This window comes from uncultured Pseudophaeobacter sp. (assembly GCA_905479575.1).
Lineage (GTDB): Bacteria > Pseudomonadota > Alphaproteobacteria > Rhodobacterales > Rhodobacteraceae > Pseudophaeobacter.
Map to the genome: position 1 here is coordinate 13,977 of CAJQNB010000046.1, position 26,475 is coordinate 40,451.

Below are 26,475 nucleotides of genomic sequence, written 5' to 3' on the forward strand. Positions count from 1 at the left end.
CATTCCCCGCCATGTAGGCGAAGTCATGACTGCAAGTGCTTGAAAGCAAAGAGGGGGTGTTTTACTCCTGACTTCGTTAAGCTGTTGGCAATGTGACGCGCGTAAAGCGATTCGCGCGGGCAGGTAGCGGGTGTGGCACAGGACGTCGCACAGGACACAGAGGCAGACACCAGCAGAAGTGATGAGGGGTGAGGGACAGGCATGACGCAGATCGAAGAGTTGCAGGGTAGAATTCAGGCCGCCATGGCGCGGATCGGCGCCGGGGTTGAACAACTGGAACAGGCCCGCGCCAAGGCCACAGAAGACGCCCGGGTCGCTGCGGATAATTCCGATCTGGAGCAGGCCCTGGAGGAAGAAAAAACCGCCAATTCCCAGCTTGAGGAACGGGTGAAAATCCTGCACAGCCGCCTCAAAGAGGCAGAGCAGGCTTCTCCGGCTGCCGACAATGGTGACATGGAAGCGCTGCAGGCAGAGCTGGAACTGCTCCGCAATGAGGTCGGGAATACCGATGAAAAGGATGCCTTGAAGCTGGAGATCACCCGATTGAAGGGGGAGCTGGAAAGCACAGGCAACGGTCTGGCCGCAGAAAAAGAAGCGCTGGAGACCGAACTCTCGGACTTGAAAGCAGCCAATCAACAGCTGATGTCCCAGCTTGAGCAGGGCTCTGGGGAGGCCGCCGGTGATCTGGGGGACGTGGTGGATCACGCGGCGCTTGCGGCGGAAATGATCGCGCTGAAAGCACAGCTGGCCGAAGCCCAGGCCGCGGCAGCTGTGGTGCCCAAGGAACATGAATTTCAGGCTCAGCTGGATGAGCTGCGCCTTGCCAATGATGAACTACGCAGCACCAATGACGCCCTGCGCGCGGCCCAGGCCAATGATCAGGCGCAGGTGAATGCGGTGCTTGCCAAGCTGGAACCGCTGTTGGCCAGCGCACAAACCCTGCCAGAACAAAATCTGCCGGAAGGGGAGGAAGCCTGATGCCAGAAGTAACCATTCATATCGGTGGACGTGGATTCGAAGTCTCCTGCCAGTTGGGCGAAGAAAGCTATCTGCATTCCGCCGCCAAGATGCTGGATGACGAAGCCCAGGTTTTGTCGGACCAGATTGGCCGCATGCCAGAGGCGCGGATGTTGTTGATGGCCGGTCTGATGCTGGCCGATAAAACCGCCGCCGTCGAGGATCGCATTAAAGAAGTTGAGGCCGAACTGGCAGAACGTGTTGCGGAACTGGAGGCGTTGAAAAACACCCCCGCCCCAGAGCCCGAGCGCATCGAGGTGCCAGTGGTGCCGCCACAAGTGCCCGAAGCCCTGGCCGAACTGGCGGCCCGCGCCGAATCTTTGGCGCAACAGATCGAAGAAAAAACCGCAGCCGAATAAACCAGGGCTGCGTTAGGTGAACATGGGCAGCCCCCGTGAATTTGTGTGGGCCTGGGTGAATAGGGACCTGGGTGATTAGGGGAAATGTCTTGAAACCAACAAAAAGCCCCTTCCGGTATCTGCCGGAAGGGGCTTTTCTATCTGTGCAGATCCCGGCCCTAAATAGGAACATGCGGGCCGGGTGGGTTGCCGTTTAGCCGTTGGCTTCGCGGATTTTGTCTGCGGCGTCTTTGTCAAAGGCGATTTCATTGTCGGCAAACATACCGTCCAACTCACCGGACAGCGTCATCTCGGTGATGATGTCACAACCGCCGACAAACTCACCCTTGATGTAGAGCTGCGGAATGGTGGGCCAGTCGGAATATTCCTTGATACCCGAACGGATTTCTTCGTCGGCCAGCACGTTTACATCGGTGTAGTCCACGCCGATGTAGTTCAGCACGCCTGCCACGCGCGAGGAAAACCCGCACTGGGGCATGTCCTTGTTGCCCTTCATGAAGAGCACAACGTCATTGGCTTTTACGGTTTCGTCGATGCGGGTCTGTGCGTCGCTCATCTGTCTTTTCCTTTCGGCAGTTCCGCCTGTCGCGGTCTTGTTCGATATATGGCTCGAGTGCAAAATAAATCCAGACCACCAGCACTGCCAGAGCAGCAATGACGATCAAGATTGTGCTCACTCAGGCGCCTTTGTGGTTAGCGCAAGGGCGTGAAGCTCGCCGTTGGAGCCATCCATTTTACCCTTGAGCGCGGCATAGACCGCGCGTTGTTGCTGCACCCGGTTTTTGCCGCGAAAGCTCTCGTCAATCACCATGGCGGACATATGCACGCCGTCCTGGCCTGCGACCTGGATGTCCGCATCCGGGAAGGTCTGGCGCAGGAGGTCTTCGATTTCTTGAGCTTGCATTGGCATAGGGGGGATCCTTGGCTTTGGTCTTGCTTGAAACTTAGGGTGGCCGTGGGTGTAGTGCAAGCACTCAAGGTGCCTACGATCAGCACAAATGAGGCGGCGGCTGGTCGGATATACGCACAAAGGCGCGCCGATATGCGCGCCTTTGAAAGGATGTAGGTCTATCGAGGGGGAGCTTAGGCTACGGCCTCGGCAAAACCGGCCCGGAAGACCTCTTGCAATTCAGCCAGCGGCGCTTCGGAGCCACCAATTTTGACGCAGTCGCCAGTAAAGCGGCCAACAGTGGTCAGGGTCACACCTGCCTGGCCAGCCGCCAGCATCAACCCTTCGGCCTGGTCAAAGTTGCAGGCCACCAGGTAGCGCGCCTGATCTTCGCCAAACAGGGTCGGGGTGTCGCCTGCGTCGATATGGACGCCAACACCTGCTTCTTCGGCCAGCTCAAACGCCGCCAGCGCCAGACCGCCATCGCTGAGGTCGGTACAGGCCTTGATCAGCTCGCGGTTGGCACGGATGAATTCACCGTTGCGCTTTTCCGCTTCCAGATCCACTGCAGGGGCATCGCCATCTTCGCGGTTAAAGACCTCTGCCAGCAGGGCAGATTGGCCCAGATGACCCTGGGTTTCGCCGATTAGCAGCGCAATATGGCCGTCACGGGCTTGGCCGGTGATGGCCTCTTCGCCCGCAGCAATCAGGCCAACGGCGCCAATGGTTGGCGTTGGCAAGATGCCCTGACCGTCGGTTTCATTATAGAGCGAGACATTGCCCGACACGATGGGCATATCCAGTGCTGCCACGGCCTCACCAATGCCCTGAATGGCACCAACAAACTGGCCCATGATTTCGGGCTTTTCCGGATTGCCAAAGTTCAGGTTGTCAGTTGTTGCCAATGGCTTGGCGCCAACTGCTGTGAGGTTGCGATAGGCCTCGGCTACTGCCTGTTTGCCCCCCTCAACCGGGTTTGCCTTGACGTAGCGCGGGGTTACATCCGAGGTGAAGGCCAGACGTTTGTCGGAGCCATGCACGCGGATAATGCCGGAGCCAACGCCGGGGCGGCGGGCAGTGTCGCCCATGACTGTGGTGTCATATTGCTCATAGACCCACTGTTTGCCGGCATAGTTGGGCGAGGTCAGCAGCGCCTTCAGCCCGTCAATGGGATCAATGGTGGGCACATCCGCATCTGTCAGCGGCTCTGCCGCCGGAGTGGCCACCCAGGGGCGGTCATATTCAGGCGCGGTGGAGGCGAGTTTGGACAGCACCAGATCGGCCTTGACCTCACCATTGTGCAGGATGAGGAAGCGATCCTCAGCGATGGTTTCGCCGACGATGGCAAAATCCAGGTCCCATTTTTCAAACACCGCACGGGCTTCGGCCTCTTTTTCAGGCTTTAGCACCATCAACATGCGTTCCTGGCTTTCCGAGAGCATCATCTCGTAGGCGGTCATGTTTTCTTCGCGCTGGGGCACATCTTCGAGGTTCAGTTTGATCCCCAGCTTGCCCTTGTCGCCCATTTCCACCGCCGAGCAGGTCAGACCCGCAGCGCCCATATCCTGGATCGAGATCACCGCGCCGGTCTGCATCAGCTCCAGCGTCGCCTCCATCAGACGTTTCTCGGTGAAAGGATCGCCAACCTGAACGGTGGGGCGTTTTTCCTCAATGGTGTCGTCAAATTCGGCAGAGGCCATGGTGGCGCCGCCAACGCCGTCGCGGCCGGTCTTGGCGCCGAGGTAGACCACCGGCATGCCAACGCCAGACGCGGCGGAGTAGAAAATACTGTCAGTTTTCGCCAGGCCCGCCGCAAAGGCATTGACCAGACAGTTGCCGTTATAGGCCGGGTGGAACCGGACTTCGCCGCCGACGCAGGGCACGCCAAAGCAGTTGCCATAGCCGCCGATGCCCTCAACCACACCGTTGACCAGCTGACGGGTCTTGTGGTGGGAGGGCTCGCCAAAGGACAGCGAGTTCATCGAGGCCACGGGGCGCGCGCCCATGGTAAAGACATCGCGCAGGATACCGCCAACACCCGTCGCCGCCCCCTGATAGGGTTCGATATAAGAGGGGTGGTTGTGGCTTTCCATTTTGAACACCACCGCGTCGCCATCGCCAATATCGACGATGCCGGCGTTCTCACCCGGGCCACAGATGACCTGTGGGCCGTCCGTGGGCAGGGTGCGCAGCCATTTCTTGGAAGACTTGTAAGAGCAGTGCTCGTTCCACATGGCCGAGAAGATGCCAAGTTCGGTGAAGCTGGGTTCGCGCCCGATGATCTCGAGGATCATGTCGTATTCTTCGGCGTTCAAGCCGTGGCTTGCGATCAGTTCGGATGTAATGGCTGGTTCTTGCATGGCGCGATATGGCCCCCCATGGTGCTACTGAGGCGGCTTTTAGAGCATGCCAGCCTGATGGGGAAGGGGGTATCTCATTGGGAAATCGCGTCTGAATGGCTCAGGGCGCTATTTGGCGGGCGGTGGCTGGGGCAATGGGCCAGGGGCTGTGCCTTTATGACGGCGCCCAGAGATTATGCGGACCCCAAAGAGTAGTGCACAAATTTCAGGCGATTTGGGTGAGGCGGCGATCTTTGTTGGGCTCTGCGCTTGCACAGGCCAGAGCCGAGGGTAACAGCTGTAGAGGTAAAAAAAAGGCCGAGCACTAAGCTCGGCCGAAGTCCAACAGGGAGGTATGAAGTGAGGCTCTCGCCTCGTCTTCATGCGCTCCATTTAGGGTTATGATGCTGACCCTTCAAGATGTTTCGCACGGGTCCGATGACATTGCCGCTATGCGCTTTTTGCATGGCTTATGGGCAGGCTCCGGCCCGGTTGCAAAACCGCTATAATTTGCCCAGTTCTTTCATATGTTTGCGGTGGGCCATGATCTCGGTCTGGACAAAGTCGCGAAAGGCCGACACGCGCTGCGAATGGCGCAATTCTTCTGGGTAGGCCAAATAGACCGGGACGCCATTGTTTTCCTCATTGGGGAAAACTTCCACCAGATCAGGAAAGTCCTCGGTGACGTAGTCTGGCAGAATCCCAATCCCGAGATCATGCAAAACGCCCTGCAAGACCCCAAAATAGTTGTTCACGGTGAGCAGGGAGCCGGGATTGTGGGTCAGCAGGCTCTGAACCAAAATCGATGCTGACCCCACCTGGGCGGACCTTTGATTCTGACAGATCAGCCGATGCTCCTTGATGTCTTCTGCGGTTTCTGGCGCGCCATTCAGGTCCAGATATTTGCGAGAGGCATAGAGTTTCATTTGCACGGTCATCAGGCGTTTGCGTACCAGATCGGCCTGGCTTGGCTCTTTCATGCGAATGGCAACATCGGCCTCGCGCATTGGCAGGTCCAGTACCCGTTCTTCGAGCATGAGATCGATTTTCAGATTTGGGTATTGTTCAAACAGCTTGGTCAAGCGGGGCGCCAGCCAAAGGGTGCCAAAGCCAAAGGTGGTGGTGACACGCAACTCGCCAAAGACCTCTTCCTCGCTGTCGCGAATGCGCGCCGATGCCGCCTCCAGCCGTGCTGACATGGATTTGGTGGCATCAAACAGCAGCTCCCCCTGTTCGGTCAGAATCAACCCCCGCGCATGACGGTGAAACAGGGTGGCGTTTAGGCTTTCTTCTAGCGCGCGCACCTGTCGGCTGACCGCTGACTGGGACAGATTCAGCTTATCCCCGGCATGGGTCAGGCTGCCTGCATCGGCCACTGCATGAAAAATTCTGAGCTTATCCCAATCCATATCCGTCTCTTTCGATCAGTCGCTAATAGACTACATGAAATTATAGCTTTTTATCAATTTACCATGGGGACGCGAGGGAAAAGTAAAAAAACTGCCTATACAGGTCAGTAATTGTGACCTATTACTGGGTCAAGCACTGCAAGCTAGTTTTTGGTTGGGAGGACCGGATGAGCACGCAAAAGATTTCACTGAATGACAAATATGACCTGAGCAAGTCGCCCGTTATGCTAAATGGGACGCAGGCACTTGTCCGTCTGATGATGATGCAAAAGGCCCGCGACACGGCGGCCGGCCTGAATACGGCGGGTCTGGTGACGGGGTATCGTGGCTCACCGCTGGGGGCGGTGGACATGCAGATGGAGCGGGCGCAAAAACAGCTCACTGAATCTGATGTGACCTTCCAATATGGTCTCAACGAAGATCTGGCTGTCACCGCGCTTTGGGGTGCACAGCAGGCAGAAATTCGTGATGAGGGCAAATATGACGGTGTCTTTGGCCTGTGGTACGGCAAGGGACCTGGGGTGGACCGCTCGGGTGATGCCTTCCGTCACGCCAACATGGCCGGCACCTCGAAAAACGGTGGTGTGCTGGTGGCTATGGGCGATGACCACACCGGCGAAAGCTCCACCGTGTTGCACCAGTCCGAATGGTCGTTGCTGGATTGCTATCTGCCCATCGTCAGCCCCGCTGGCGTGCAGGAAATCCTGGATTACGGTATTTATGGCTACGAGTTGAGCCGATTTTCCGGGCTTTGGGTGGGGCTGAAGACGATGAAGGACACCATCGAGGTGACTTCGGTTGTCGACGGCGACCCGGATCGGGTGCAGCTTGTCTGGCCAGATTTTGAGATGCCCGAAGGGGGGCTGAATATACGTCTGGCGGATGATCGCTTCCAGCAGGAAGACCGGATCATTGACCACAAACGCTTTGCCGCCGAAGCCTTTAGCCATGCCAATAAGATGGACAAACGCGTCTGGGGCAAACCCGGCGCCAAGATCGGCTTTGTAGCTGCGGGTAAAAACTGGCTTGATCTGGTTCATGCCCTGTCGCTGCTCAACATTGATGAACCCATGGCCGAACGCCTGGGCATCACCACCTACAAGGTGGGGCAGACCTGGCCGATGGATGTAAGGGGCTTTAACGCCTGGGCAGAAGGTCTTGATTTGATTGTGGTTGTTGAAGAAAAACGCAAACTGATCGAGGTGCAGATCAAAGAGGCAATCTTTGATGATCGGCGTGGGCGTCGTGTCTATGGCTGGTACAAGGGCGGCGTTGGCACCCCCAACCGCGAAGAACTGTTCCCAACCAAATACGCGCTTGATCCGATCATGATCGCTGAAAAACTCGGCGGTATTCTGATCGAGGAAGGCCGCGACACCGAAGCGGTCAAGGCGGGTCTGGCGGCGCTAGAGGATGCCAAGCGCGCCGACAATGCCGAAGAAATCGCCGCGCGTTTGCCCTATTTCTGCTCGGGCTGCCCCCATAACTCCTCTACCAAACTGCCCGAAGGCAGCCGCGCCTATGCCGGCATTGGCTGTCACTTCATGGTGCAGTGGATGGACCGCGAGACCACGGGCTTTACCCATATGGGTGCAGAAGGCGCCAACTGGATTGGCGAAGCGCCGTTTTCCAATCGCAAACATGTGTTCCAGAACCTTGGCGATGGCACCTACAATCACTCAGGCGTTCAGGCTATTCGGGCTGCTCTGGCTGAAGGCACTAATATCACTTACAAAATTCTGTTTAATGATGCGGTTGCCATGACCGGCGGCCAGCAGGCCGAAGGCGGGTTGACCGCGCATCAGATCGCACATGAGCTGAAAGCCATGGGCATGAAGACCATTGCGGTGGTTTATGACGACAAAGAAGATGTGGACGCCAAGCTGTTCCCGGCCGGCATGCGCATGTATGAACGTGCCGAGCTGATGACGGTCCAAAAGGAGTTTGCAGAGGTCGAGGGTGTCTCGGGCATCATCTACATCCAGACCTGTGCCGCCGAAAAGCGCCGCCGTCGCAAGCGCGGCCTGTTCCCGGATCCCGATCAGCGGGTCTTTATCAACCCGGATGTCTGCGAAGGCTGCGGCGATTGTGGTGTTCAGTCCAACTGCGTGTCGATTGTGCCAAAAGAGACCGAACTGGGCCGCAAGCGGGCGATTGATCAAAGCTCCTGCAACAAGGATTTCTCTTGCGTCAACGGCTTTTGCCCCTCGTTCCTCACGGTTGAAGGCGCCAAGATCCGCAAGGAAGCCACCGCTGATGTGCAGCTGCCTGACCTGCCTGAGCCCAAACTGCCCGAAATTGACGGTACCCATAACGTGGTGATCACCGGGGTTGGTGGCACTGGTGTTGTGACCATTGGCGCGGTGCTGGCCCAGGCGGCGCAGATTGATGGCCTGGGCGCTGGCATGATGGAAATGGCCGGGCTCGCCCAAAAAGGCGGCGCGGTGCATATCCATTGCCGCCTTGCCAAACGTCCCGAAGATATCAGCGCCATTCGCGTCGCCACCGGCGAGGCCCATGCGCTGATCGGCGGCGATCTGGTGGTGAGCGCCGGGGCCAAAACCATTGGGTTGATGAAAACCGGCCAGACCGGCGGCGTCGTTAACAGCCATGAAATCATCACCGGTGACTTTACCCGCGACACCAATTTCCAACTGCCAACAGACCGCTTGCAGGTCGCGCTTCAGGCGCGGCTGCGGGATGATCTGTCGCTGTTTGACGCGTCCGAGTTGGCCCGTGCCACCATGGGGGATTCGATCTTCTCGAACATGATGGTCTTTGGCGCTGCCTGGCAGCAGGGGCTGATCCCGGTGAGCCATGCCGCGATTGTCGAGGCCATTACCCTGAACGGCGCGGCGGTAGACCGCAATCTGCGTGCCTTTGAAATCGGCCGTTGGGCCATTGTCGACCCTGCCGAGGCCGCCAAGGTCTCCAAACCTGCCAATGTGGTGCAGATGCCAAAATCCCTCGAGGAGATCATTGCTTTCCGCAGCGATCAACTGTTGGCCTATCAGGGCACTGGCCTGGCCAAGCGCTACGCCAAGCTTTTGGACGGGATTGCTGACAAGCAGCTCAAGGAGGCGGTGGCAAAGGGCTATCACAAGCTGTTGGCCTATAAGGACGAATACGAAGTTGCCCGACTGCTGCTGTCGAGCCATGAAAAACTGGCGGCTGAGTTTGAAGGCGATCTGAAGGTCTCTTACAATCTGGCGCCGCCGATCTTTGGCGGCAAGACGGTCAATGGTCGCCCGCAAAAGCGCAAATTCGGCCCTGGCATGACCCGCTGGCTGCGTCTGCTGGCCAAGATGAAACCGCTGCGCAACACGCCGCTGGATGTGTTTGGCTACACCGCAGAGCGCAAAATGGAGCGGGCGCTGATCAAGCAGTATGAGCGTGACATGAAGCAATGGCTGCCCAAGGCAGATGCCTCGACCCTGGAGCCGCTGATTGCGCTGGCAGAGCTGCCCTTGCAGATCCGTGGCTTTGGTCCGGTCAAACTGGAAAGCGAAGCCAAGGCCGCCAAACGCCGTGAGGAGCTGCTGATTGCACTGCAACAGGCCGGTGATCCGGTAAAGGACGCGGCCGAGTAAACGCCCCTTCGCCTTTAGGGGCTTGCAAGGTGGGACATCAAAAGGGGGCGTGACCGATTGGGTTGCGCCCCCTTTCTCCTTTGGTGTCTTCTCTCCTTTGTCATCTCCCTGTTATGAGACTGTCTTACATCCCAGCTAAACTGCTGCACCTCTGTTTCGGAGTTTCCCTTTGACCTCTGCCCGCCATATCGCCCGTGATATTTCCTACGCCCATTCCGCCGGGTCCGGTCCTGGACGGACGATGATCCGGTTGCTGGAAAACAGCACCGGGCGGCTGAACCTGATCAAACGGGCGGATGGTTATGAACGCGATCTGGCGGAGGGGCGCAATTTCTGGAGCGTGATGGCGGAGCGCTACGGTCTGACCCTGGATGTGAGCCGTGGCAGTCTGGATAATATTCCTACGGACAAACCCGTTATCCTGATCGCCAATCATCCCTATGGTATTCTTGATGGCTTGATGATGGGGCATATCCTGGCCGAAACCCGCGGCGATTTCCGCATCCTGGCGCATCAGGTCTTTCGCAAGGCCGAGGATCTGAACAAAGCCATCCTGCCGGTCTCCTTTGATACCACCAAAGAGGCCATGCGCGACAATCTGCAAACCCGACGCGAGGCGCTGGAGTATCTGGGGCAGGGTGGGGCCATCGGCATCTTTCCCGGCGGCACTGTTTCAACCGCAGCGACGCCATTTTCCCACCCGATGGATCCCGGTTGGCGTGGCTTTACCGCCCGGATGATTGCCAAATCCGACGCGGTGGTGGTGCCGGTGTTTTTTGAAGGCCATACCTCGCGGCTGTTTCAGATTGCCAGCCATCTGCATTCGACCCTGCGGATGGGGCTGTTGATCAAAGAGTTCAAAAAACGCGTCGATACCCCGGTCAAAGTGGTGATTGGTGAACCCATCACCCGCGATATCCTGACGCCGCTGGCAAAGGATACAAAAGGAATGATGGATTTCCTGCGCAAAGCCACGTATGAGCTGTCTCCGAAGCCGCTCAAATCCTATGACTATGGGTTTGAGTTTGAGGAGAAACATCGCGCCTGACACTCAGGCCTGAAAGAGAGATTATGGCTGTAGGTATCTTTGATTCCGGTCTGGGCGGGCTCACCGTTTTGAAAGCTGCCCAATCCCGTCTGCCGGATGTGGATTTTCTGTATTATGCGGATAGCGCCCGCGCGCCCTATGGTGTGCGCGACGCTGAGGATATTTACAACCTGACCAAAGCCGCTGTTGCGGATATGTGGTCCAAGGGCTGTGATCTGGTGATCTTGGCCTGCAATACCGCCTCTGCCGCTGCGCTGCGCCGGATGCAGGAAGAGGGCTTGCCTGAAGGTAAGCGGGTGCTGGGCGTCTTTGTGCCCTTGATCGAAGCCATGACCGAGCGGCAATGGGGCGACAACAGCCCGCCGCGCGAGGTTGCGGTGAAACATGTGGCGCTTTTTGCCACACCTGCCACCGTGTCCAGCCGCGCCTTTCAGCGGGAACTGGCCTTTCGCGCCATCGGTGTCGACGTAGAGGCCCAGGCCTGCGGCGGCATTGTCGATGCCATCGAAGACGGCGACATGATCCTGGCCGAGGCGCTGGTGCGCAGCCATGTGGATGCCCTGAAGCGCAAGATGCCGCAACCGCAGGCCGCGATTTTGGGCTGTACCCATTACCCGCTGATGGAAAAAGAGTTCCAGGCCGCGCTGGGTGCAGAGGTCAAGGTCTTTAGCCAGGGCAATCTGGTGGCCGACAGTCTGGCGGATTATCTTGAGCGCCACCCGAATATGATCGGGGCGGGCACAGGCGGCTATTTCACCACCGGAGATCCGGTACGTGTAAGTGATCGGGCGACGCAGTTTCTCCGACGAGAAATCCGCTTTCAAGCGGCCTGACAGCTGCCGGATCAGGGAGATGGCTCAACATCGCCCGATGATCTGGCGCAAGGACAGTGCGCGATTTTTCTTCTAGGTTCCGTTTCATGCCGTGGCATGAAACCCAAATACACATTCAGAATGCGAGGTCTGATATGACCCATAAAGTGGCAATTCTTGGTGCCAGCGGCTATACTGGCGCAGAGCTGGTTCGGCTGATTGCGAACCATCCAAACATCGAAATCGCAGCCCTGGCGGCGGAGCGGAAGGCAGGGCTGAGCATGGCTCAGGTGTTCCCGCATCTGCGTCACATGTCGCTGCCAGTGCTTTGTAAAATCAGTGAAATTGATTTCTCTGATATTGATCTGTGTTTCTGCGCTCTGCCGCATAAAACCAGCCAGGAAGTCATCGCAGCGCTGCCAAAGACGCTAAAGATTGTGGATCTGTCTGCTGATTTCAGGCTGCGGGATCCGGCAGAATATGAAAAATGGTATGGCAATGCCCATGCGGCGCTGGAACAGCAAGAAGAGGCGGTCTATGGCCTCAGCGAATTTTACCGCGAAGAGATCAAATCGGCGCGGCTGGTGGCCGGCACCGGCTGCAATGCGGCCACGGGCCAGTTTGCGCTGCGTCCGCTGATTTCGGGCAGGCTGATTGATCTGGACGAGATCATCCTTGATTTGAAATGCGCTGTCTCTGGCGCCGGTCGGGCGCTCAAGGAAAACCTGCTGCATGCGGAGCTGAGCGAGGGCTACAACGCCTATGCCATTGGTAGCACCCACCGGCATCTGGGGGAATTTGACCAGGAGTTTTCCGCGCTTGCGGGCCGTCCGGTCAAGGTGCAGTTCACCCCGCATCTGGTGCCCACCAACCGGGGCATTCTGGCCACCGTCTATGTCAAAGGCGATGCCCAGGCGATCCATCAGGCCTTGGTGACCGCCTACAAGGATGAGCCCTTCATTGAAGTGCTGCCCTTTGGCGAGGCGCCCAGCACCCATCACGTGCGCGGCTCCAACTTCTGTCATATCGGCGTGGCCGCGGATCGGATCGAAGGCCGTGCAATTGTCTTTGCGGCGCTGGATAACCTGACAAAAGGTAGCAGCGGCCAGGCCTTGCAGAATGCCAATCTGATGCTAGGTGAAGAAGAGACCGCAGGGCTGATGATGGCCCCTCTGTTCCCGTGACCCCCTTCGAAAGGCCCATAGGATGAAGAACCTCAAGAAACAGCGCCGGATCCAGGTCATCGCCCTTGCGGCCCTTGCTTTGGTGGTGTCCTCTGTGCTGATTGGCTATGCGATGCGGGATGGGATCAATTATTTCCGCTCGCCCAGCCAGGTGACCGAAGCCCCACCGTCGCCAAGCGAGGTCTTTCGTATTGGCGGTCTGGTTGAAGAGGGCAGCCTGAAGCGCGGCCAGGGTGAGGCTGTTATCTTTTCGGTGACCGATGGGGGCGCCACGGTGCCGGTGACCTTCACCGGTGTGTTGCCGGATCTGTTTGAAGAAAATCAAGGCATGGTTGGCACTGGCAAATACGTAAATGGTGTCTTTGAAGCCTCTGAGATTCTGGCCAAGCACGATGAGACCTACATGCCCAGAGAGGTTGTTGACGCCTTGAAGGAGCAGGGGGTCTATCAGGTGCCTGAATCGTAAAGGCAGGCACCTGAATCCCAAAGCCTGCGGCAGATCTGCTGGCCTTTGAAAACTTGGCAAATTGCCCCCTCAGAGCACTGCTCTTTGGGGGCTTTTGTTTGCTGGGCTGAATTCTGCCCAAAAGTGAAGGGGCTGCGGCGGCTGGACGCGGGTTTTCCCATTGGCCCGCTTCGCGGTAAAGACTATAGACATAGTCATGATTACAGAGCTCGGACATTTCGCCCTCATCCTCGCCTTCATGGTTGCCATTGTTCAAATGGTAGTTCCACTGATTGGTGCCCATAAACGCTGGCCCGGCTGGATGGCCGTGGCCGAACCCGCTGCACAGGCGCAGTTCTTTTTTACCGCCTTTGCCTTTGGGGCCCTGGTCTGGGCCTTTGTGACCTCGGATTTCTCGTTGCGGCTGGTGATGCTGAACAGCCATTCCGCCAAACCGATGCTGTATAAAATCTCGGGAACATGGGGCAACCATGAGGGCTCGATGCTGCTCTGGGTGCTGATTGTTGCCTTGTTTGGCGCGGTGGCCTCGGTGTTCGGAGGTGGCTTGCCGCAGACCTTGAAGGCCCGCGTTCTGGCAGTACAGGCTGCTATCGGAGTGGCGTTCTTTGCCTTTATTCTGTTTACGTCCAACCCGTTCCTGCGTCTCGCTGTGCCGCCCTTTGACGGCCAGGATCTGAATCCGCTGCTGCAGGATCCGGGGCTCGCCTTTCATCCGCCGTTTTTGTACCTGGGCTATGTGGGCCTCTCGATGGCCTTTTCCTTTGCGGTCGCGGCGCTGATCGAAGGCCGCGTTGACGCTGCCTGGGCGCGCTGGGTGCGCCCTTGGACGCTGGCGGCCTGGATCTTCTTGACCATTGGCATCGCGCTTGGCAGCTGGTGGGCCTATTACGAGCTCGGCTGGGGCGGTTTCTGGTTCTGGGATCCGGTTGAAAACGCCTCCTTTATGCCCTGGCTGCTGGCGGCTGCACTGCTGCATTCGGCAATCGTGGTGGAAAAACGTGAGTCCCTAAAAAGCTGGACCATCCTGCTGGCAATCCTTGCCTTTGGCTTTTCGCTGGTCGGGACATTCATCGTGCGCTCGGGACTTTTGACCTCGGTGCATGCCTTTGCCAATGATGCCGAGCGCGGGATTTTCATTCTGTTCATCCTGGCCTTCTTTACCGGCGGGGCGCTGACGTTGTTTGCGGCCCGTGCCCAAGCCATGCAGGCCAGAGGTGTGTTTGGACTGGTCAGCCGCGAAGGCGCGTTGGTGGCCAATAACATACTGCTGGCAGTTGGCTGCTTTGTGGTGTTCTTTGGCACTCTTTGGCCCATCGTTGCGGAAATGGCCTTTGGGCGGAAACTCTCGGTAGGCCCTCCGTTCTTCAATGCCGCCTTCACGCCATTTATGGTGCTTTTGGGGGCTATCCTTCCCATCGGGTCGATGTTGCCGTGGAAGCGCGGCAACCTGGGCCGGACCATCAAAAAACTGCGCTATGTCTTTGTGCTGGCTGTGGCCCTGGCGGTGTTGGCCTGGGCGATGCAGTCGGGGCGGTCCGCTCTTGGTCCGGTTGGGTTGTTCCTGGGCTCTTGGGTGGTGTTTGGCGCGCTGGTGGATCTATGGGGCCGCACCGGTAGCATTGGGCGGCTGACGCGTCTGCCCCGCGCGGATTGGGGTAAGGCCACCGCCCATGCCGGGCTCGGCGTTACCATCTTTGCCATTGCTGGGCTGACCGCCTGGGATGTCGAAGATATCCGCGTGGCCCAGATCGGTGAACCCTTCACCGTTGGCCAATATGAGCTGACACTCGACGGGGTCGAGAACACACGCGGGCCGAACTACTTTACCACCATGGCGACAATCACGGTGACCCAGGACGGGCGCGAACTGGCAGTCATGCATCCCGAAAAGCGCAACTATCCGGTGGCCAAAATGCCCACAACCGAGGCAGCAATCGATTATCGACTGCTGCGCGATCTCTATGTGGTCATTGGCGATCAACAAGCAGGCGGCGGCTGGACTGTGCGCACCTATATCAAACCCCTGGCCAATTGGATCTGGGGTGGCTGCCTGTTGATGGCGCTTGGTGGGTTCCTCAGCCTGAGCGACCGCCGCTTTCGCGTTGCTGCCGGAGCTGCCAAAGGGCAGGGCGGCAGCAAGGAACCAGCAGGGGTGGCGGCACAATGACTTTCCTGAAAACCTGGGGCTCTGCCTGTGCGCTTGTCTTGTTTTGTGCCGTGGCAACCCTGCCGCAGCCCGCTGTGGCGGTGCAACCGGATGAGGTCCTGTCGGACCCGGCTCTGGAGGCCCGCGCCCGGGAGTTGTCCAAAGACCTGCGCTGCCTGGTTTGCCGAAATGAAAACATCGACGAGTCCAATGCAGAGCTGGCCCGCGATTTACGCATTCTGGTGCGCGAGCGCCTGGTTGAGGGCGACAGCAACACTGAGGTGATTGACTTTGTAGTTGCGCGCTATGGCGAATACGTGCTGTTGCGGCCAACCGCGTCTGGCGCCAACTGGCTGCTCTGGGCTGCTGGTCCTTTGATGCTGCTATTGGCTCTGGGCGTGGCTGCGGGCTATATGCGCGGGCGGGAGCGGGCGTCCAAGGAGGGCGAGCAGGGGCTGAGCGATGAAGAACAGTCCCGGTTGAGCCGGATTCTCGACGAGTGACAATTTCACTGCCGTGACGCGGGGTTTGGCTTTTCGCCTTACCTGCTTTGCGGCACGGTTGCGGATAAACTTGCGCCAAGCGGTGACTCTATCGCCGCCCCGCCAATGAGACATATGAGGCTTTGATGGACTACAAGGAAATCCTGTACACGCTTGAGGATGGTCTAGCGATTGTTACGCTGAACCGCCCAAGCAAGATGAACGCCCTGACAGGCCAGATGCGCGCAGAGATCACGCATGCCATGAAACGTGCCGCTGGCGAGGCCCGCGCGGTTGTCCTGACCGGGGCAGGTGGCGCGTTTTGCTCGGGCCAGGATCTGAGCGATGCCTCCGGCAATGGCAATATTGATATGGAACGTACCCTGCGGGATGAATACACCCCAATGCTGGAGGCGATCTATGAGTGCCCGGTGCCAACCCTGTCCGTCATTAACGGACCTGTCGCTGGCGCAGGCGCCAATCTGGCGCTGGCCGCGGATGTGGTGATTGCTACCGAAAGCGCCTATTTCCTGCAGGCTTTTGCCCGTATTGGCCTGATGCCGGATGCGGGTGGTACCTGGTTCCTGCCGCGCCAGATGGGTCTGGCCAAAGCCATGGGCGCCGCGCTGTTTGCCGATAAGATTTCTGCCAAACAGGCCAGCGACTGGGGCATGATCTGGGAAGCCGTCCCTGATGATGAATTTGACTCCCATTGGCGCGCGCGCGCGGCCTATTTGGCCAATGGCCCAACCAAGGCGTTTGGGGCAATCAAAACCGCGATCCGCGCCAGCTATGGCAATAGCCTGCCAGAACAGCTTTCGGTTGAAGCGACCCTGCAGGGGGAATGTGGCAAAAGCCGTGACTTCAATGAGGGTGTCACCGCCTTTCTTGAAAAACGCCCTGCAACATTCGAGGGCCGTTAACGGTCAATTAGGCATGAATCCCTAAAACTCTATGCGTTGGGTGGATCGTCCTCTCGGCGTACTAGAGGTTTTAGGATACATCGTCGTGAAATTTACATCCCATAATCTGTCCAGCCTTTCGCAGGACCAGCAGCCCATCGTGACAGTCTTTTGTGCGGTTTGGCATCAACAGAAAAACAAGCTGGATCTGCTGCGCTCTCATTGGGAAAATCTAAAATCCCAGACGCTGAATGTTCACCCTTGCTACATTTTTGACAACGGCGACACGGCACCTGATTGGCTGGATGCGCCCTGGCACAGTTTCGGCGAACCTCTGAGCATCTATGAGGCCTGGTCGGCTGGCACCGCCTTGTCGACGACGCCCTATGTGATGAACCTGAATATGGATGATCGCCTGGCGCGCGATGCGGTGGGGCTATTGGCGGGGACGGCGCTGGAGACAAACTCGGCGCTGGTCTGTGGTGAATGGGAAATCTGTTTTGACGAAAAGGACATGGCAGAGCCCTTTGATCTGACAGATATTGACTACACCCATTTCAAACCCACCTGGCCCCCGGTACTGGATGAAAACCTGCGCTTGGGCAGCGGCACAGGAGAGCGCGGCACCTTTGGCCCTGCGACGCTATGGAACGTTCATACCATCGGCAAGTGGTACCCCTCCTATTTCAAAAACGGTGAAGTGATCCGGTCCATGGGGGATGGGTTCTTTTGGTCGGTATTGAAAGGCAACAACCTAAAGCTAACCCGGGTGCCAAAAGTGATCGGTAAGTATCTGTCTGATCCCGACTCTCAGGGGGAGTTTCGCCCGCATCAGGATGCCGAACTCATAAAGGCTCATGGTCTCAGCGAACGCTCTATGTCCAGCCGTATTTTGTCCGGTGACGTCAGTTGCGCCAATGAGGTGGACATGACGCTCTTTACTAAAGCGCCAAGCAGCCCGACCAGCGTGCTGGCGCAAATGCAAGGGACTGCCGCTTAGTGCTGCCACCTTGCCCTGCAGGCTATGGGTGACAAGAAAAAGCCTGCGTCGAACTGGCAGGTTCAACGCAGGCCATGGGCGACTGTTCGGTGTGGTTCTTAGCCCGTGCGTACGCCGTTGAGCAAGAGCACGTGTTCCGCCAGATCAAAGCTATCATCTTGATCCTGCACGCGAATTACCTCAGATCCATTGGCAGAGACAATCGCATCAGAGGTGCCATCACCGTTTTCCACCAAGTCCACCGTGAGGTCAGGCTCACCAGCGGCTGGGTCATAGGCATACATCAATTGATCTTCGTCTGGATCAAAATCGGTCACTGTTGCAGGGCCTTCGCCCTCGAGCCAGGAGGCGGTCACAAATGTATCCGCTCCGCTGCCACCGCCAACGGTATCATTGACGCCAAAAATTACCGTGTCGTCGCCAGCGCCACCAAAGGCTTGATCGCCGTCTGTATCGCTGTCAGCGGAAAAGTCGATTTGAAGCTGGTCCAGCAAATTGCCAATACCATTTTCAGGTTCTGGATCCGCCAGGAAAGCCGCTTCTGCATCCGGGTCCATGGTGCCGCTTGCGATGATCAGATCGTCACCGCCGTCGCCCTGAAGCCTGTCGGTGCCGGTTGCGTCAATGAGAACGTCATCATCGCGTCCGCCGCGCACAAGGTCGTCGCCTTCGCCGCCTTGAACCAGGTCATCGCCATTGCCGCCAAAGACGCTGTCGTTGCCTTCGCCGCCCTCGACGTTGTCCTTGCCACCGTCGCCAAAGACGCGGTCATCACCTTCACCACCGTCAAGAGTGTCCTCGCCGTTTTTGCCCAGGAGCGTGTTATCCTCAGCATCGCCGTCGATTTCATCATCACCTGAGGCACCGATAAAGGGGTCGATTTCCGAACCACCCCCGGTATCATCACCGCCCCCGGTATCCCCACCGTTATCATCGCCGCCGCCGGCATTGGCAGGCGCATCGTCATCGTCGTCGACGATAAGCGCGATACCGGCAACCAGGCCGATACCCAAAAGAGCCATCCACATCATTTAATCGTCCCCCAGAAAGTGATTAAGATTTCTTTTAAAATACCTCTGGTTGGAACCCCAGAACAAGGAAATTAGAGCTGGCTTTACTCGAAAATCAGCCGGTATTATCCACAATGGATAGTCTTGAGGGGGATTGTTCATACCAGAGCGCCAAATCTCTTGAAAGGTCACAAGTGGATCGGTGGCGAACCTGGTTTGCAGACTTTGGGTCTTAACAATGCTTGATTTTGATTTTGCCGACTCACCTGGCAGAATCTGACAGTCGCCTGGCTGGGACCTGCTCGGGCAAGGGGCCAACAAAAAAGCCCCGCCGAAACGGCGGGGCTTGGAGGTCGCAATAAGCAAGCGCTTAGCGGTTTTCGATATCCACGTAGTCGCGTGACGTCTGACCCAGATACAGCTGACGTGGGCGACCAATTTTGTTCTGTGGATCTGCAATCATTTCTTTCCACTGTGAGATCCAGCCAACGGTGCGCGACAGCGCAAAGATTGGCGTGAACATCGAGGTGGGGAAACCCATCGCTTCGAGAATGATGCCGGAATAGAAATCCACGTTCGGGAACAGCTTCTTCTCTTTAAAGTAGGGGTCATTCAGAGCCGTCTGTTCCAGCTCTTTGGCAACCTGCAGCAGCGGGTTGTCTTCGACACCCAACAGTTCGAGCACCTCGTCGGCGGACTGTTTCAGAACCGTGGCGCGCGGGTCGGTGTTTTTGTAAACACGGTGACCAAAGCCCATCAGACGGAAGGGATCGTCTTTGTCCTTGGCGCGGGCGATGAATTCAGGAATGCGGTCAACCGTGCCAATTTCCTTGAGCATTTCCAGGCAGGCCTGGTTGGCGCCACCATGAGCAGGCCCCCAAAGGCAGGCGATACCCGCAGCGATACAGGCAAAGGGGTTTGCCCCGGAAGACGACGCCAGACGCACGGTCGAGGTCGAGGCGTTTTGCTCGTGATCGGCGTGCAGGGTAAAAATCCGGTCCATTGCGCGGCTCAGGATCGGGTTCACGTTGTAGTCTTCGGCAGGAACCGAGAAACACATGTGCAGGAAGTTGGCTGCATAATCCAGATCGTTGCGCGGATACACGAAAGGCTGGCCGATCGAATATTTATAGGCCATGGCCGCAATTGTTGGCAGTTTTGCGATCAGGCGGATCGACGCCACTTCGCGCTGCCAAGGGTCGGCAATATCGGTTGAGTCGTGATAGAAAGCTGACATCGCCCCAACCACACCAACCATCGTCGCCATCGGATGCGCGTCGCGACGGAAGCCACGGAAGAAGTTGTGCATTTGTTCATGCACCATGGTGTGACGAGTCACACGGGCTTCAAAATCTTCCAGCTGAGTTGCGGTTGGCAGTTCACCATAAAGCAGCAGATAGCTGACTTCCAGATAATGCGATTTAGACGCCAGCTGGTCGATGGGGTAGCCCCGGTGCAGCAGCACACCTTCGTTCCCGTCAATATAGGTGATGGTGCTGTCACAGCTGGCGGTCGAGGTGAAACCCGGATCATAGGTGAAAACCCCGGCCTGGGCGTAAAGCTTGCGGATGTCCAGAACATCAGGCCCGGCGGTAGGCGAGAAAATGGGAAGCTCATAATCCTGGCCGTTCAGGCTGAGCTTTGCGGTCTTCTGTGTCTCGGTCATAGATGTCCCTTCCTGTATCAGGCACGAATACCCGGAATTTTATCCCGGGCACGGTGCAGGCAGAACCTGCGCGCGGATCGCGCAGGTGAGGTGGTATAGGAACAGGCTTACTGACCGGTTAAGGACAGGGTCAGCCTGTGGAGTCGTTGAGCCGGGCCATTGTTTCTTCACGGCCCAGGATCAGCATCATGTCAAACACCGACGGTGTTGCGGCACGACCGGCCAACACGGCCCGCAAGGGGGCGGCCAGTTTGCCGAACTTGGTGTCATGGGCTTCGGCAAATGTATTAAGAAGCGCCTCAAGATCGTCACGCGCCCAGCTAGCACTTTGCAGCTGCGGCGTCAATTGAGCCAGTATACCATCGGATACATTTACCAGTGCCTTGGCGGCTTTTTCATCCGGCACAACTGGCCGGGATGTCAGGACAAAATGAGCTTTTTCAAGCAGGTCTGGGAATGTCTTCGCCCGATCTTTGAGGCAATACATCGCACGTTCAAGATTTGCTGACTTAACGTCATCCAATGGTGATTTGCCAGCTGCGATCAAGTAGGCTTGAATCTCCTGCCGCAGCGCAGCGTCATCGCTAACGGCAATGTGTTGCCCTGAGAGGTTTTCCAGCTTTTTGGTGTCAAAACGCGCCGGGCTTTTGCCGATGGCCTCCAGCCCGAACCAGGCCTGCGCCTGGGCATCGGTGAAAAACTCGTCATCGCCATGGCTCCAGCCCAGACGGGCCAGATAGTTGCGCATACCCGCAGCGCTATAGCCCATGGCCTGATATTCTTGGGCACCAAGCGCACCATGGCGTTTGGAGAGCTTTTTGCCATCTGCGCCGTGGATCAATGGAATATGAGCCCAGACCGGAATATCCCAGCCCAGTGCGGTATAGATCATCATCTGGCGGGCCGCGTTGTTCAAATGATCGTCGCCCCGGATCACATGGGTCACTCCCATATCGTGATCATCAACCACAACCGCCAGCATATAGACGGGGGTGCCGTCCGAGCGCAGCAGAATCATGTCATCCAGCTGGTCGTTCTGAATAGTGACATCCCCCTGCACCTGATCCTTGATCACCGTGACCCCGTCCTGCGGCGCCTTGATGCGGATCACATAGGGGGCGTCCGGGTGGTTTGCGGCGCTGGCGTCCCGCCAGGGAGACCGATACAGCGTTGATTTTCCATCGGCCTTTGCGGCTTCGCGAAAGGCGGCAATCTCCTCCTGGGTGGCAAAACACTTATAGGCCTTGCCCTCACTCAGCAGCTGTTCGGCCACTTCCGCATGGCGTTTCGCCCCTTCAAACTGGCTGACAATTTCGCCGTCATGGTCCAACCCCAGCCAATTCATGCCCTGCAAGATGGCCGCTGTTGCCTCGGGGGTGGAGCGTGCACGATCTGTGTCTTCGATGCGCAACAGAAACTTGCCGCCGCGGCCGCGCGCAAAAAGCCAGTTAAACAGGGCCGTGCGGGCACCCCCAATGTGCAAATAGCCTGTAGGAGAAGGGGCGAAGCGTGTGACGACGGGTTTTGACATGAGGTGATCTGCCTTTGGAAACCAAAAATGAGCCGGATTTTCCGTCTGTGTACCGAGGCAGGGAAGCCGGAGCAACCTTGCAGATTTTGTTGCGCCTTGATCAGACCCTGCAGGCCCAGCGTGGGGTGTTGCTGACCTGGGTTCCGGTGTGTCTCGGGCTTGGCATTGGTTGGTTCTTTCTGCTGCGCAGCGATCCGGGTTTTCAAACCTGGTGTTTGCTGACCTTGACCATCCTTCTGGCTCTGCCACTGACGCGCTGCCGGGATAGCCGGGCGATGATCGCCTGGGCGATCCTTCTCATTTGCCTAGGTTTCTTGTCTGCGGTGGCGCGCACCGCACTGGTGCAGGCGCCGGTCCTGGCATTTCGCTACTATGGTCCCGTAGAGGGGCGGATCATTGCCATCGATCGTGGCAGTCGCGGTGCCCTTAGACTGACGCTGGATCATGTGCGGTTGGCGCGCGTGGTGCCAGCAAAGCGTCCTGCACGGGTGCGGGTGTCCCTTGCTGCCGGAAGCGAAAGCCCGGAAGTGGGGGCGACGGTGGCCACCACTGCACATCTGATGCCTCCTCAGGGGCCGAGCGAGCCGGGTGGGTTTGATTTTCGCCGATATGCCTGGTTTATGAAAATTGGCGCCAATGGCTATACCCGGGTGCCGATCGTGGTGCTCAAGCCCGCGCAGGAGGGGCTATATCTGCATCGGTTTCGCTATCACCTGTCACGGGCGGTGCAGGATCGTTTGGGGGCCAAGACCGGAGGATTCGCGGCTGCAATCATCGCAGGAGACAGAAGCGGCGTCGCCCCAGAAGAGCTGCAGGCCTTGAGAGCAAGTAACTTGGCCCATCTGCTGGCGATTTCCGGGCTCCACATGGGGTTGCTGACTGGGTTTGTGTTTACGGCGCTTCGGTTTTTTCTTTGCCTAATTCCGGCACTTGCCCTGCGGTGGAACATCAAAAAAATCTCCGCAGCGGCGGCGCTTGCGGTGGGGGCAGTCTACCTCGGGATCTCTGGCGCGAGCATTTCGACGGAACGGGCCTTTATTATGGTTCTCGTAATGTTTGTGGCGGTTTTGCTGGATCGACGCGCCATATCCTTGAGAGCGGTCGCTGTTGCGGCAACACTTGTCCTGTTGCGCAGGCCAGAAACGCTGATGAGCCCGGGGTTTCAGATGAGCTTTGCTGCGACCACGGCGCTGGTTGCGGTGTTTGGCTGGATCCGCACCCAACGGCTGGCACCGGGCCCCGTCTGGTTGCACCCGGTGCTGACGGTGGTTGTTTCCTCGGCAGTGGCCGGGATCGCAACCGCGCCCTTTGGCGCTGCCCATTTTAATGCTCTGTCCCATTATGGGCTTCTCGGCAATGTGCTGGCGGTTCCCATTATGGGGTTAGTCGTTGTTCCTGCTGCGGTTTTATCCCTTTGCCTGGCCCCTATCGGCGCCGAGATGGTCGGGGTTTTCTTTCTGCAGCTAGGTCTTGAGTGGATATTGGGAGTGGCGAATTGGGTCGCCGCGTTACCCCATGCACAAAGCGGCGTGGTTATGCCCGGTCCTTGGGTGTTGCCACTTTTTTCCCTGGGGGCGCTGGTTGTACTGCTTTGGCAAGGGAGGCTGCGCTGGGGCGGTTTGTGCCTGGTTGGGCTGTCTCTGGCGATCTGGGGGCAGACAGATAGGCCAGTATTGCTCGTTTCAGCCAATGGGTCTTTGGTCGGGGTGTTGACCCCAGAAGGCCGTGCGTTGTCCCGAGCGACCAGCCAAGGTTACACTGCAAAAAGCTGGTTGGCCGCAGATGGTACGCCAGTGTCCCAAGCTGAGGCGGCGCAGCGGTGGGCTGCGCTTGCGAAAGACAGAGGTATCTGGGTTTCTGGACGCCGCATTATACATATCACCGGCAAACGGCGGGCTGAAGCGTTTGTGGGCTGCCATGCATCGGATCTGGTGGTCGCCAACGCGGTGCTTCAGCATACGGGACCCTGCGCGATTCTGGGACCAGATCGCCTGCGGAGCAGTGGCAGCATTGCAATGACACAGAATGGCATATTGATAAGCGCAAACGAACTGGCGGGAGATCGCCCCTGGTCGCGGCACTGACTTTTTCAGTGCTCCGTCACGATCCTGGTGCCCCCAAAAGCTTAGTAGCTGCGGATCAGACCTACCAGCCGTCCTTGAACCTTAACCTGGTCTTGCGAAAAGATCCGAGTTTCATAGGCGGGGTTTTCAGCCTCAAGCGCAATGGCGCCGTTGCGGCGGAACAGCCGTTTCAGCGTGGCTTCTTCATCGGCGACAAGGGCAACCACGATATCGCCATCATCCGCCGTGTCGCATTCGCGGATCACGACGATGTCGCCATCGTTGATCCCTGCATTGATCATCGAGTCGCCGCGCACCTCGAGGGCGTAGTGTTTACCATTGGAGGACAACATGGTCTGAGGGATCGCGATCTGATGGGTGATCTGGTTGATCGCCTCAATCGGGACACCGGCAGCAATGCGGCCCATCACGGGAATTTGCAGGGAAGCAATAACGGCTTCCTCTGACGGTGCGGTCCGAGGGGCGGATGCAGGCGGCGTTCGGCGCGTGTCGATGTTGATTGCAGGTCGGGGCGCGTCCTCGCCTGTGGCGGCGCCAGTCATATTTTCTGGCAGGCGCAGAATTTCGATGGCACGTGCCCGGTGCGCAAGTCGGCGGATGAAACCACGTTCTTCAAGCGCCGTAATGAGCCGATGAATCCCCGATTTGGAGCGCAGATCAAGGGCAACCTTCATTTCATCAAAGCTCGGGGGAACGCCGTCTTTTTGCAGTCGCTGATGTATGAAGTTCAATAAATCCAATTGCTTCTTGGTTAGCATTGCTGTCCCTCCGATTACATCCGTTTCGTTTTGTTCTAGTCATGTTCCCGTTTTGTGTCAACAACGCAAGAACGCCGCAGTCTCTTTTGTGAGGTTTTCACTGCTGAGGGTTCCGCTACGCCTGACGCTTGGGAGCGGTTAAATTGGCAGGTAGTGCAGAGTGTCACCACAGCGCTGCGCCGGCGCATGGGGCGGCAGGACGAGCAAGGCGTTGGCATCGGCCAGAATGGTCAAAAGTGCGCTGTCCTGTCTGGGCGAAACGGTGATTTCACCGGCGGCAACTGTCGCACGCATGTAGTGTTCCCTGGGCCCGTTGGCAGCCAAGTCATGGGTAAGGGTTGCGGTTTGCAGGCTCTCTTCTTGAGCCTCAAAACCTAACATGCTTTGGATCATGGGGCGCAAGAAGATATGCCCGCAAACCATTGCAGAAACGGGGTTTCCAGGCAATCCGACCATGGTAGCCTTGCCCATGCGCCCGGCCATCAACGGCTTGCCAGGACGCATGGCAACCTTGTAAAAGCTACGCTCCATCCCAAGATCAGCGGAGACCTTGGCGACCAGATCGTGATCGCCAACCGAGGCGCCGCCGATGGTGACAACCAGATCAACGTCACGGGCCAGAGAGAAAGCCATTTTCAACGACGTGTCACTGTCTTTGGCGATGGGCAATATCCGCACTTCTGCGCCAAACTCTTCCAGCATCGCCTTGAGACCAAAGGTATTTGAGGCGATGATCTGATCCGGGCCAGGGGTGCCGCCGGGCATCACCAACTCATCACCGGTAGAGATCAATGCGACAACCGGGCGGCGGTAGACGGGTACCTTGGGGATATTCATCGCTGCCAAAAGCGCCACATCAGAAGGGCGCAGCAGACGCGGCGCATTGACGGTTTGGCCGATGGTGAAATCACCGCCACGGGGGCGGATATTGTCCGAAGCACCGGGGTGATCGAGAATGGTGATCAGGTCTTTCTTGCGGTCGACATCCTCTTGGATAACCACAAAATCAGCACCATCCGGCACCGGCGCGCCGGTGAAAATCCGTACCGCTTGACCAGCCTTTAGGCGGCCCTCAAAGCGATGCCCGGCTGCGGCCTCACCGATGACCTGAAACATGGCGTGCAGCTCAACTTCGTCCCGTTTGACCGCATAGCCATCCATCGCCGAGGCGGAAAAGGGAGGCTGGTCGCGCACAGCGCTGACCGGCTGAGCCAAGACCCGTCCATTGGCCTCGGCCAGTGGAACCTGTTCTATTTCGGTCACCGAGCTGAGCTGTAAAAGAGCCGCGCGGGCCTCGGAAACTGAAATCATCTAAGCCTCGTACCGCCCTGATTTTCCGCCATCTTTTAGCACAACTCTGGTGCCGCCGATCTGCATTTCCTTATCCACGGCCTTGGCCATGTCATAGACGGTGAGACAGGCAACTGATACAGCCGTCAGGGCCTCCATTTCAACACCGGTTTGCCCGGTGGTTTTGACTGTGGCCTCTACCCGGACACCGGGCAGGTCGGGATCCAAGGTCAGATCAACAGCGACTTTGGAAATAGCGAGCGGATGGCACAGGGGGATCAGGTCGGGCGTCTTTTTCGCCCCCATGATGCCTGCCAGCCGCGCAACGCTCAGTACATCGCCCTTTTTGGCCTTACCTTGGGAAATGATTTCAAAGGTTTCCCGGGCCATGGTGATGTGACCCTCGGCCACGGCCACGCGCGCGGTGACCGCCTTGTCGGAGACATCTACCATATGGGCGTCGCCCTTGGTGTCAAAATGGGTCAGCGCCATG

General features: G+C 57.9%; 22 protein-coding genes. 12 read left to right on the forward strand and 10 right to left on the reverse strand.

Annotated elements, in window-relative coordinates:
• Positions 1–201: 201 nt before the first annotated feature.
• Entirely contained in the window at positions 202–978 is a 777-nt protein-coding gene (locus QZ268_RS13305; protein ID WP_295453448.1) for a colicin transporter, read from the forward strand.
• Positions 978–1,376 carry a cell division protein ZapA gene (locus tag QZ268_RS13310; RefSeq protein WP_295453451.1) on the forward strand — a complete coding sequence of 133 codons (399 nt, stop codon included), beginning with the start codon at positions 978–980 and terminating at the stop codon, positions 1,374–1,376. Before QZ268_RS13305 ends, QZ268_RS13310 begins: the two co-directional genes overlap by 1 nt.
• A gap of 193 nt (positions 1,377–1,569) precedes the next feature.
• Here the strand turns inward: QZ268_RS13310 and grxD are convergent, their stop codons facing one another.
• The 4 genes from grxD to QZ268_RS13330 all read right to left on the reverse strand — a co-directional run bounded on the left by grxD (position 1,570) and on the right by QZ268_RS13330 (position 6,013).
• Positions 1,570–1,932, reverse strand: coding sequence for a Grx4 family monothiol glutaredoxin (grxD, locus tag QZ268_RS13315; protein ID WP_295453453.1), 363 nt, complete (start codon positions 1,930–1,932; stop codon positions 1,570–1,572).
• A 117-nt stretch (positions 1,933–2,049) separates the two neighbouring features.
• The gene (locus QZ268_RS13320; protein ID WP_295453455.1) at positions 2,050–2,286 is read right to left on the reverse strand and encodes a BolA/IbaG family iron-sulfur metabolism protein; all 237 of its coding nucleotides are present in this window, start codon (positions 2,284–2,286) and stop codon (positions 2,050–2,052) included.
• Positions 2,287–2,459: 173 nt separating this feature from the next.
• Entirely contained in the window at positions 2,460–4,625 is a 2,166-nt protein-coding gene (gene purL, locus QZ268_RS13325; protein WP_295453458.1) for a phosphoribosylformylglycinamidine synthase subunit PurL, read from the reverse strand.
• Between the two features lie 482 nt (positions 4,626–5,107).
• Entirely contained in the window at positions 5,108–6,013 is a 906-nt protein-coding gene (locus QZ268_RS13330; RefSeq protein ID WP_295453461.1) for a LysR family transcriptional regulator, read from the reverse strand.
• A gap of 167 nt (positions 6,014–6,180) precedes the next feature.
• On the opposite strand from QZ268_RS13330, the gene QZ268_RS13335 reads away from it, so the two are divergent.
• The 9 genes from QZ268_RS13335 (at position 6,181) to QZ268_RS13375 (ending at position 17,643) form a co-directional block, all read left to right on the forward strand.
• Positions 6,181–9,603 carry an indolepyruvate ferredoxin oxidoreductase family protein gene (locus QZ268_RS13335; RefSeq protein ID WP_295453463.1) on the forward strand — a complete coding sequence of 1,141 codons (3,423 nt, stop codon included), beginning with the start codon at positions 6,181–6,183 and terminating at the stop codon, positions 9,601–9,603.
• A gap of 169 nt (positions 9,604–9,772) precedes the next feature.
• On the forward strand, positions 9,773–10,651 hold the full coding sequence (locus QZ268_RS13340) for a lysophospholipid acyltransferase family protein (protein ID WP_295453466.1): 879 nt from the start codon (positions 9,773–9,775) through the stop codon (positions 10,649–10,651).
• Positions 10,652–10,674: 23 nt separating this feature from the next.
• Positions 10,675–11,484: an aspartate/glutamate racemase family protein gene (locus QZ268_RS13345; RefSeq protein ID WP_295453468.1), complete on the forward strand. Its 810-nt coding sequence runs from the start codon at positions 10,675–10,677 to the stop codon at positions 11,482–11,484.
• Between the two features lie 134 nt (positions 11,485–11,618).
• Positions 11,619–12,647 carry an N-acetyl-gamma-glutamyl-phosphate reductase gene (gene argC, locus QZ268_RS13350; protein WP_295453471.1) on the forward strand — a complete coding sequence of 343 codons (1,029 nt, stop codon included), beginning with the start codon at positions 11,619–11,621 and terminating at the stop codon, positions 12,645–12,647.
• Positions 12,648–12,669: 22 nt separating this feature from the next.
• Positions 12,670–13,113, forward strand: coding sequence for a cytochrome c maturation protein CcmE (ccmE, locus tag QZ268_RS13355; RefSeq protein WP_295453473.1), 444 nt, complete (start codon positions 12,670–12,672; stop codon positions 13,111–13,113).
• A gap of 196 nt (positions 13,114–13,309) precedes the next feature.
• Complete coding sequence (locus QZ268_RS13360; protein WP_295453476.1) at positions 13,310–15,280, forward strand: heme lyase CcmF/NrfE family subunit; 1,971 nt, start codon at positions 13,310–13,312, stop codon at positions 15,278–15,280.
• A complete protein-coding gene (locus QZ268_RS13365) occupies positions 15,277–15,762 on the forward strand; it encodes a cytochrome c-type biogenesis protein (RefSeq protein WP_295453479.1) in 486 nt (161 codons plus the stop codon). Before QZ268_RS13360 ends, QZ268_RS13365 begins: the two co-directional genes overlap by 4 nt.
• Positions 15,763–15,887: 125 nt before the next feature.
• Complete coding sequence (locus QZ268_RS13370) at positions 15,888–16,664, forward strand: enoyl-CoA hydratase-related protein (protein ID WP_295453482.1); 777 nt, start codon at positions 15,888–15,890, stop codon at positions 16,662–16,664.
• Positions 16,665–16,749: 85 nt separating this feature from the next.
• On the forward strand, positions 16,750–17,643 hold the full coding sequence (locus QZ268_RS13375; protein ID WP_295453485.1) for a glycosyltransferase family 2 protein: 894 nt from the start codon (positions 16,750–16,752) through the stop codon (positions 17,641–17,643).
• 98 nt (positions 17,644–17,741) lie between these two features.
• Here the strand turns inward: QZ268_RS13375 and QZ268_RS13380 are convergent, their stop codons facing one another.
• The 3 genes from QZ268_RS13380 to gltX form a co-directional block, all read right to left on the reverse strand.
• A complete protein-coding gene (locus tag QZ268_RS13380) occupies positions 17,742–18,674 on the reverse strand; it encodes a calcium-binding protein (protein WP_295453487.1) in 933 nt (310 codons plus the stop codon).
• A gap of 349 nt (positions 18,675–19,023) precedes the next feature.
• Positions 19,024–20,319, reverse strand: coding sequence for a citrate synthase (locus tag QZ268_RS13385; RefSeq protein WP_295453490.1), 1,296 nt, complete (start codon positions 20,317–20,319; stop codon positions 19,024–19,026).
• A gap of 130 nt (positions 20,320–20,449) precedes the next feature.
• Positions 20,450–21,850 carry a glutamate--tRNA ligase gene (gltX, locus tag QZ268_RS13390; RefSeq protein WP_295453492.1) on the reverse strand — a complete coding sequence of 467 codons (1,401 nt, stop codon included), beginning with the start codon at positions 21,848–21,850 and terminating at the stop codon, positions 20,450–20,452.
• A 77-nt stretch (positions 21,851–21,927) separates the two neighbouring features.
• Here gltX and QZ268_RS13395 point away from each other — a divergent pair, with 77 nt between their 5' ends.
• Positions 21,928–23,934, forward strand: a complete 2,007-nt coding sequence (locus QZ268_RS13395) for a ComEC/Rec2 family competence protein (protein WP_295453494.1) — start codon at positions 21,928–21,930, stop codon at positions 23,932–23,934.
• Between the two features lie 41 nt (positions 23,935–23,975).
• Here the strand turns inward: QZ268_RS13395 and lexA are convergent, their stop codons facing one another.
• The 3 genes from lexA to moaC all read right to left on the reverse strand — a co-directional run bounded on the left by lexA (position 23,976) and on the right by moaC (position 26,474).
• Positions 23,976–24,692: a transcriptional repressor LexA gene (lexA, locus tag QZ268_RS13400; protein ID WP_295453497.1), complete on the reverse strand. Its 717-nt coding sequence runs from the start codon at positions 24,690–24,692 to the stop codon at positions 23,976–23,978.
• 138 nt (positions 24,693–24,830) lie between these two features.
• A complete protein-coding gene (gene glp, locus QZ268_RS13405) occupies positions 24,831–26,003 on the reverse strand; it encodes a gephyrin-like molybdotransferase Glp (protein WP_295453500.1) in 1,173 nt (390 codons plus the stop codon).
• Positions 26,004–26,474, reverse strand: a complete 471-nt coding sequence (moaC, locus tag QZ268_RS13410; RefSeq protein ID WP_295453502.1) for a cyclic pyranopterin monophosphate synthase MoaC — start codon at positions 26,472–26,474, stop codon at positions 26,004–26,006.
• Between the last annotated feature and the right edge of the window lies 1 nt (position 26,475).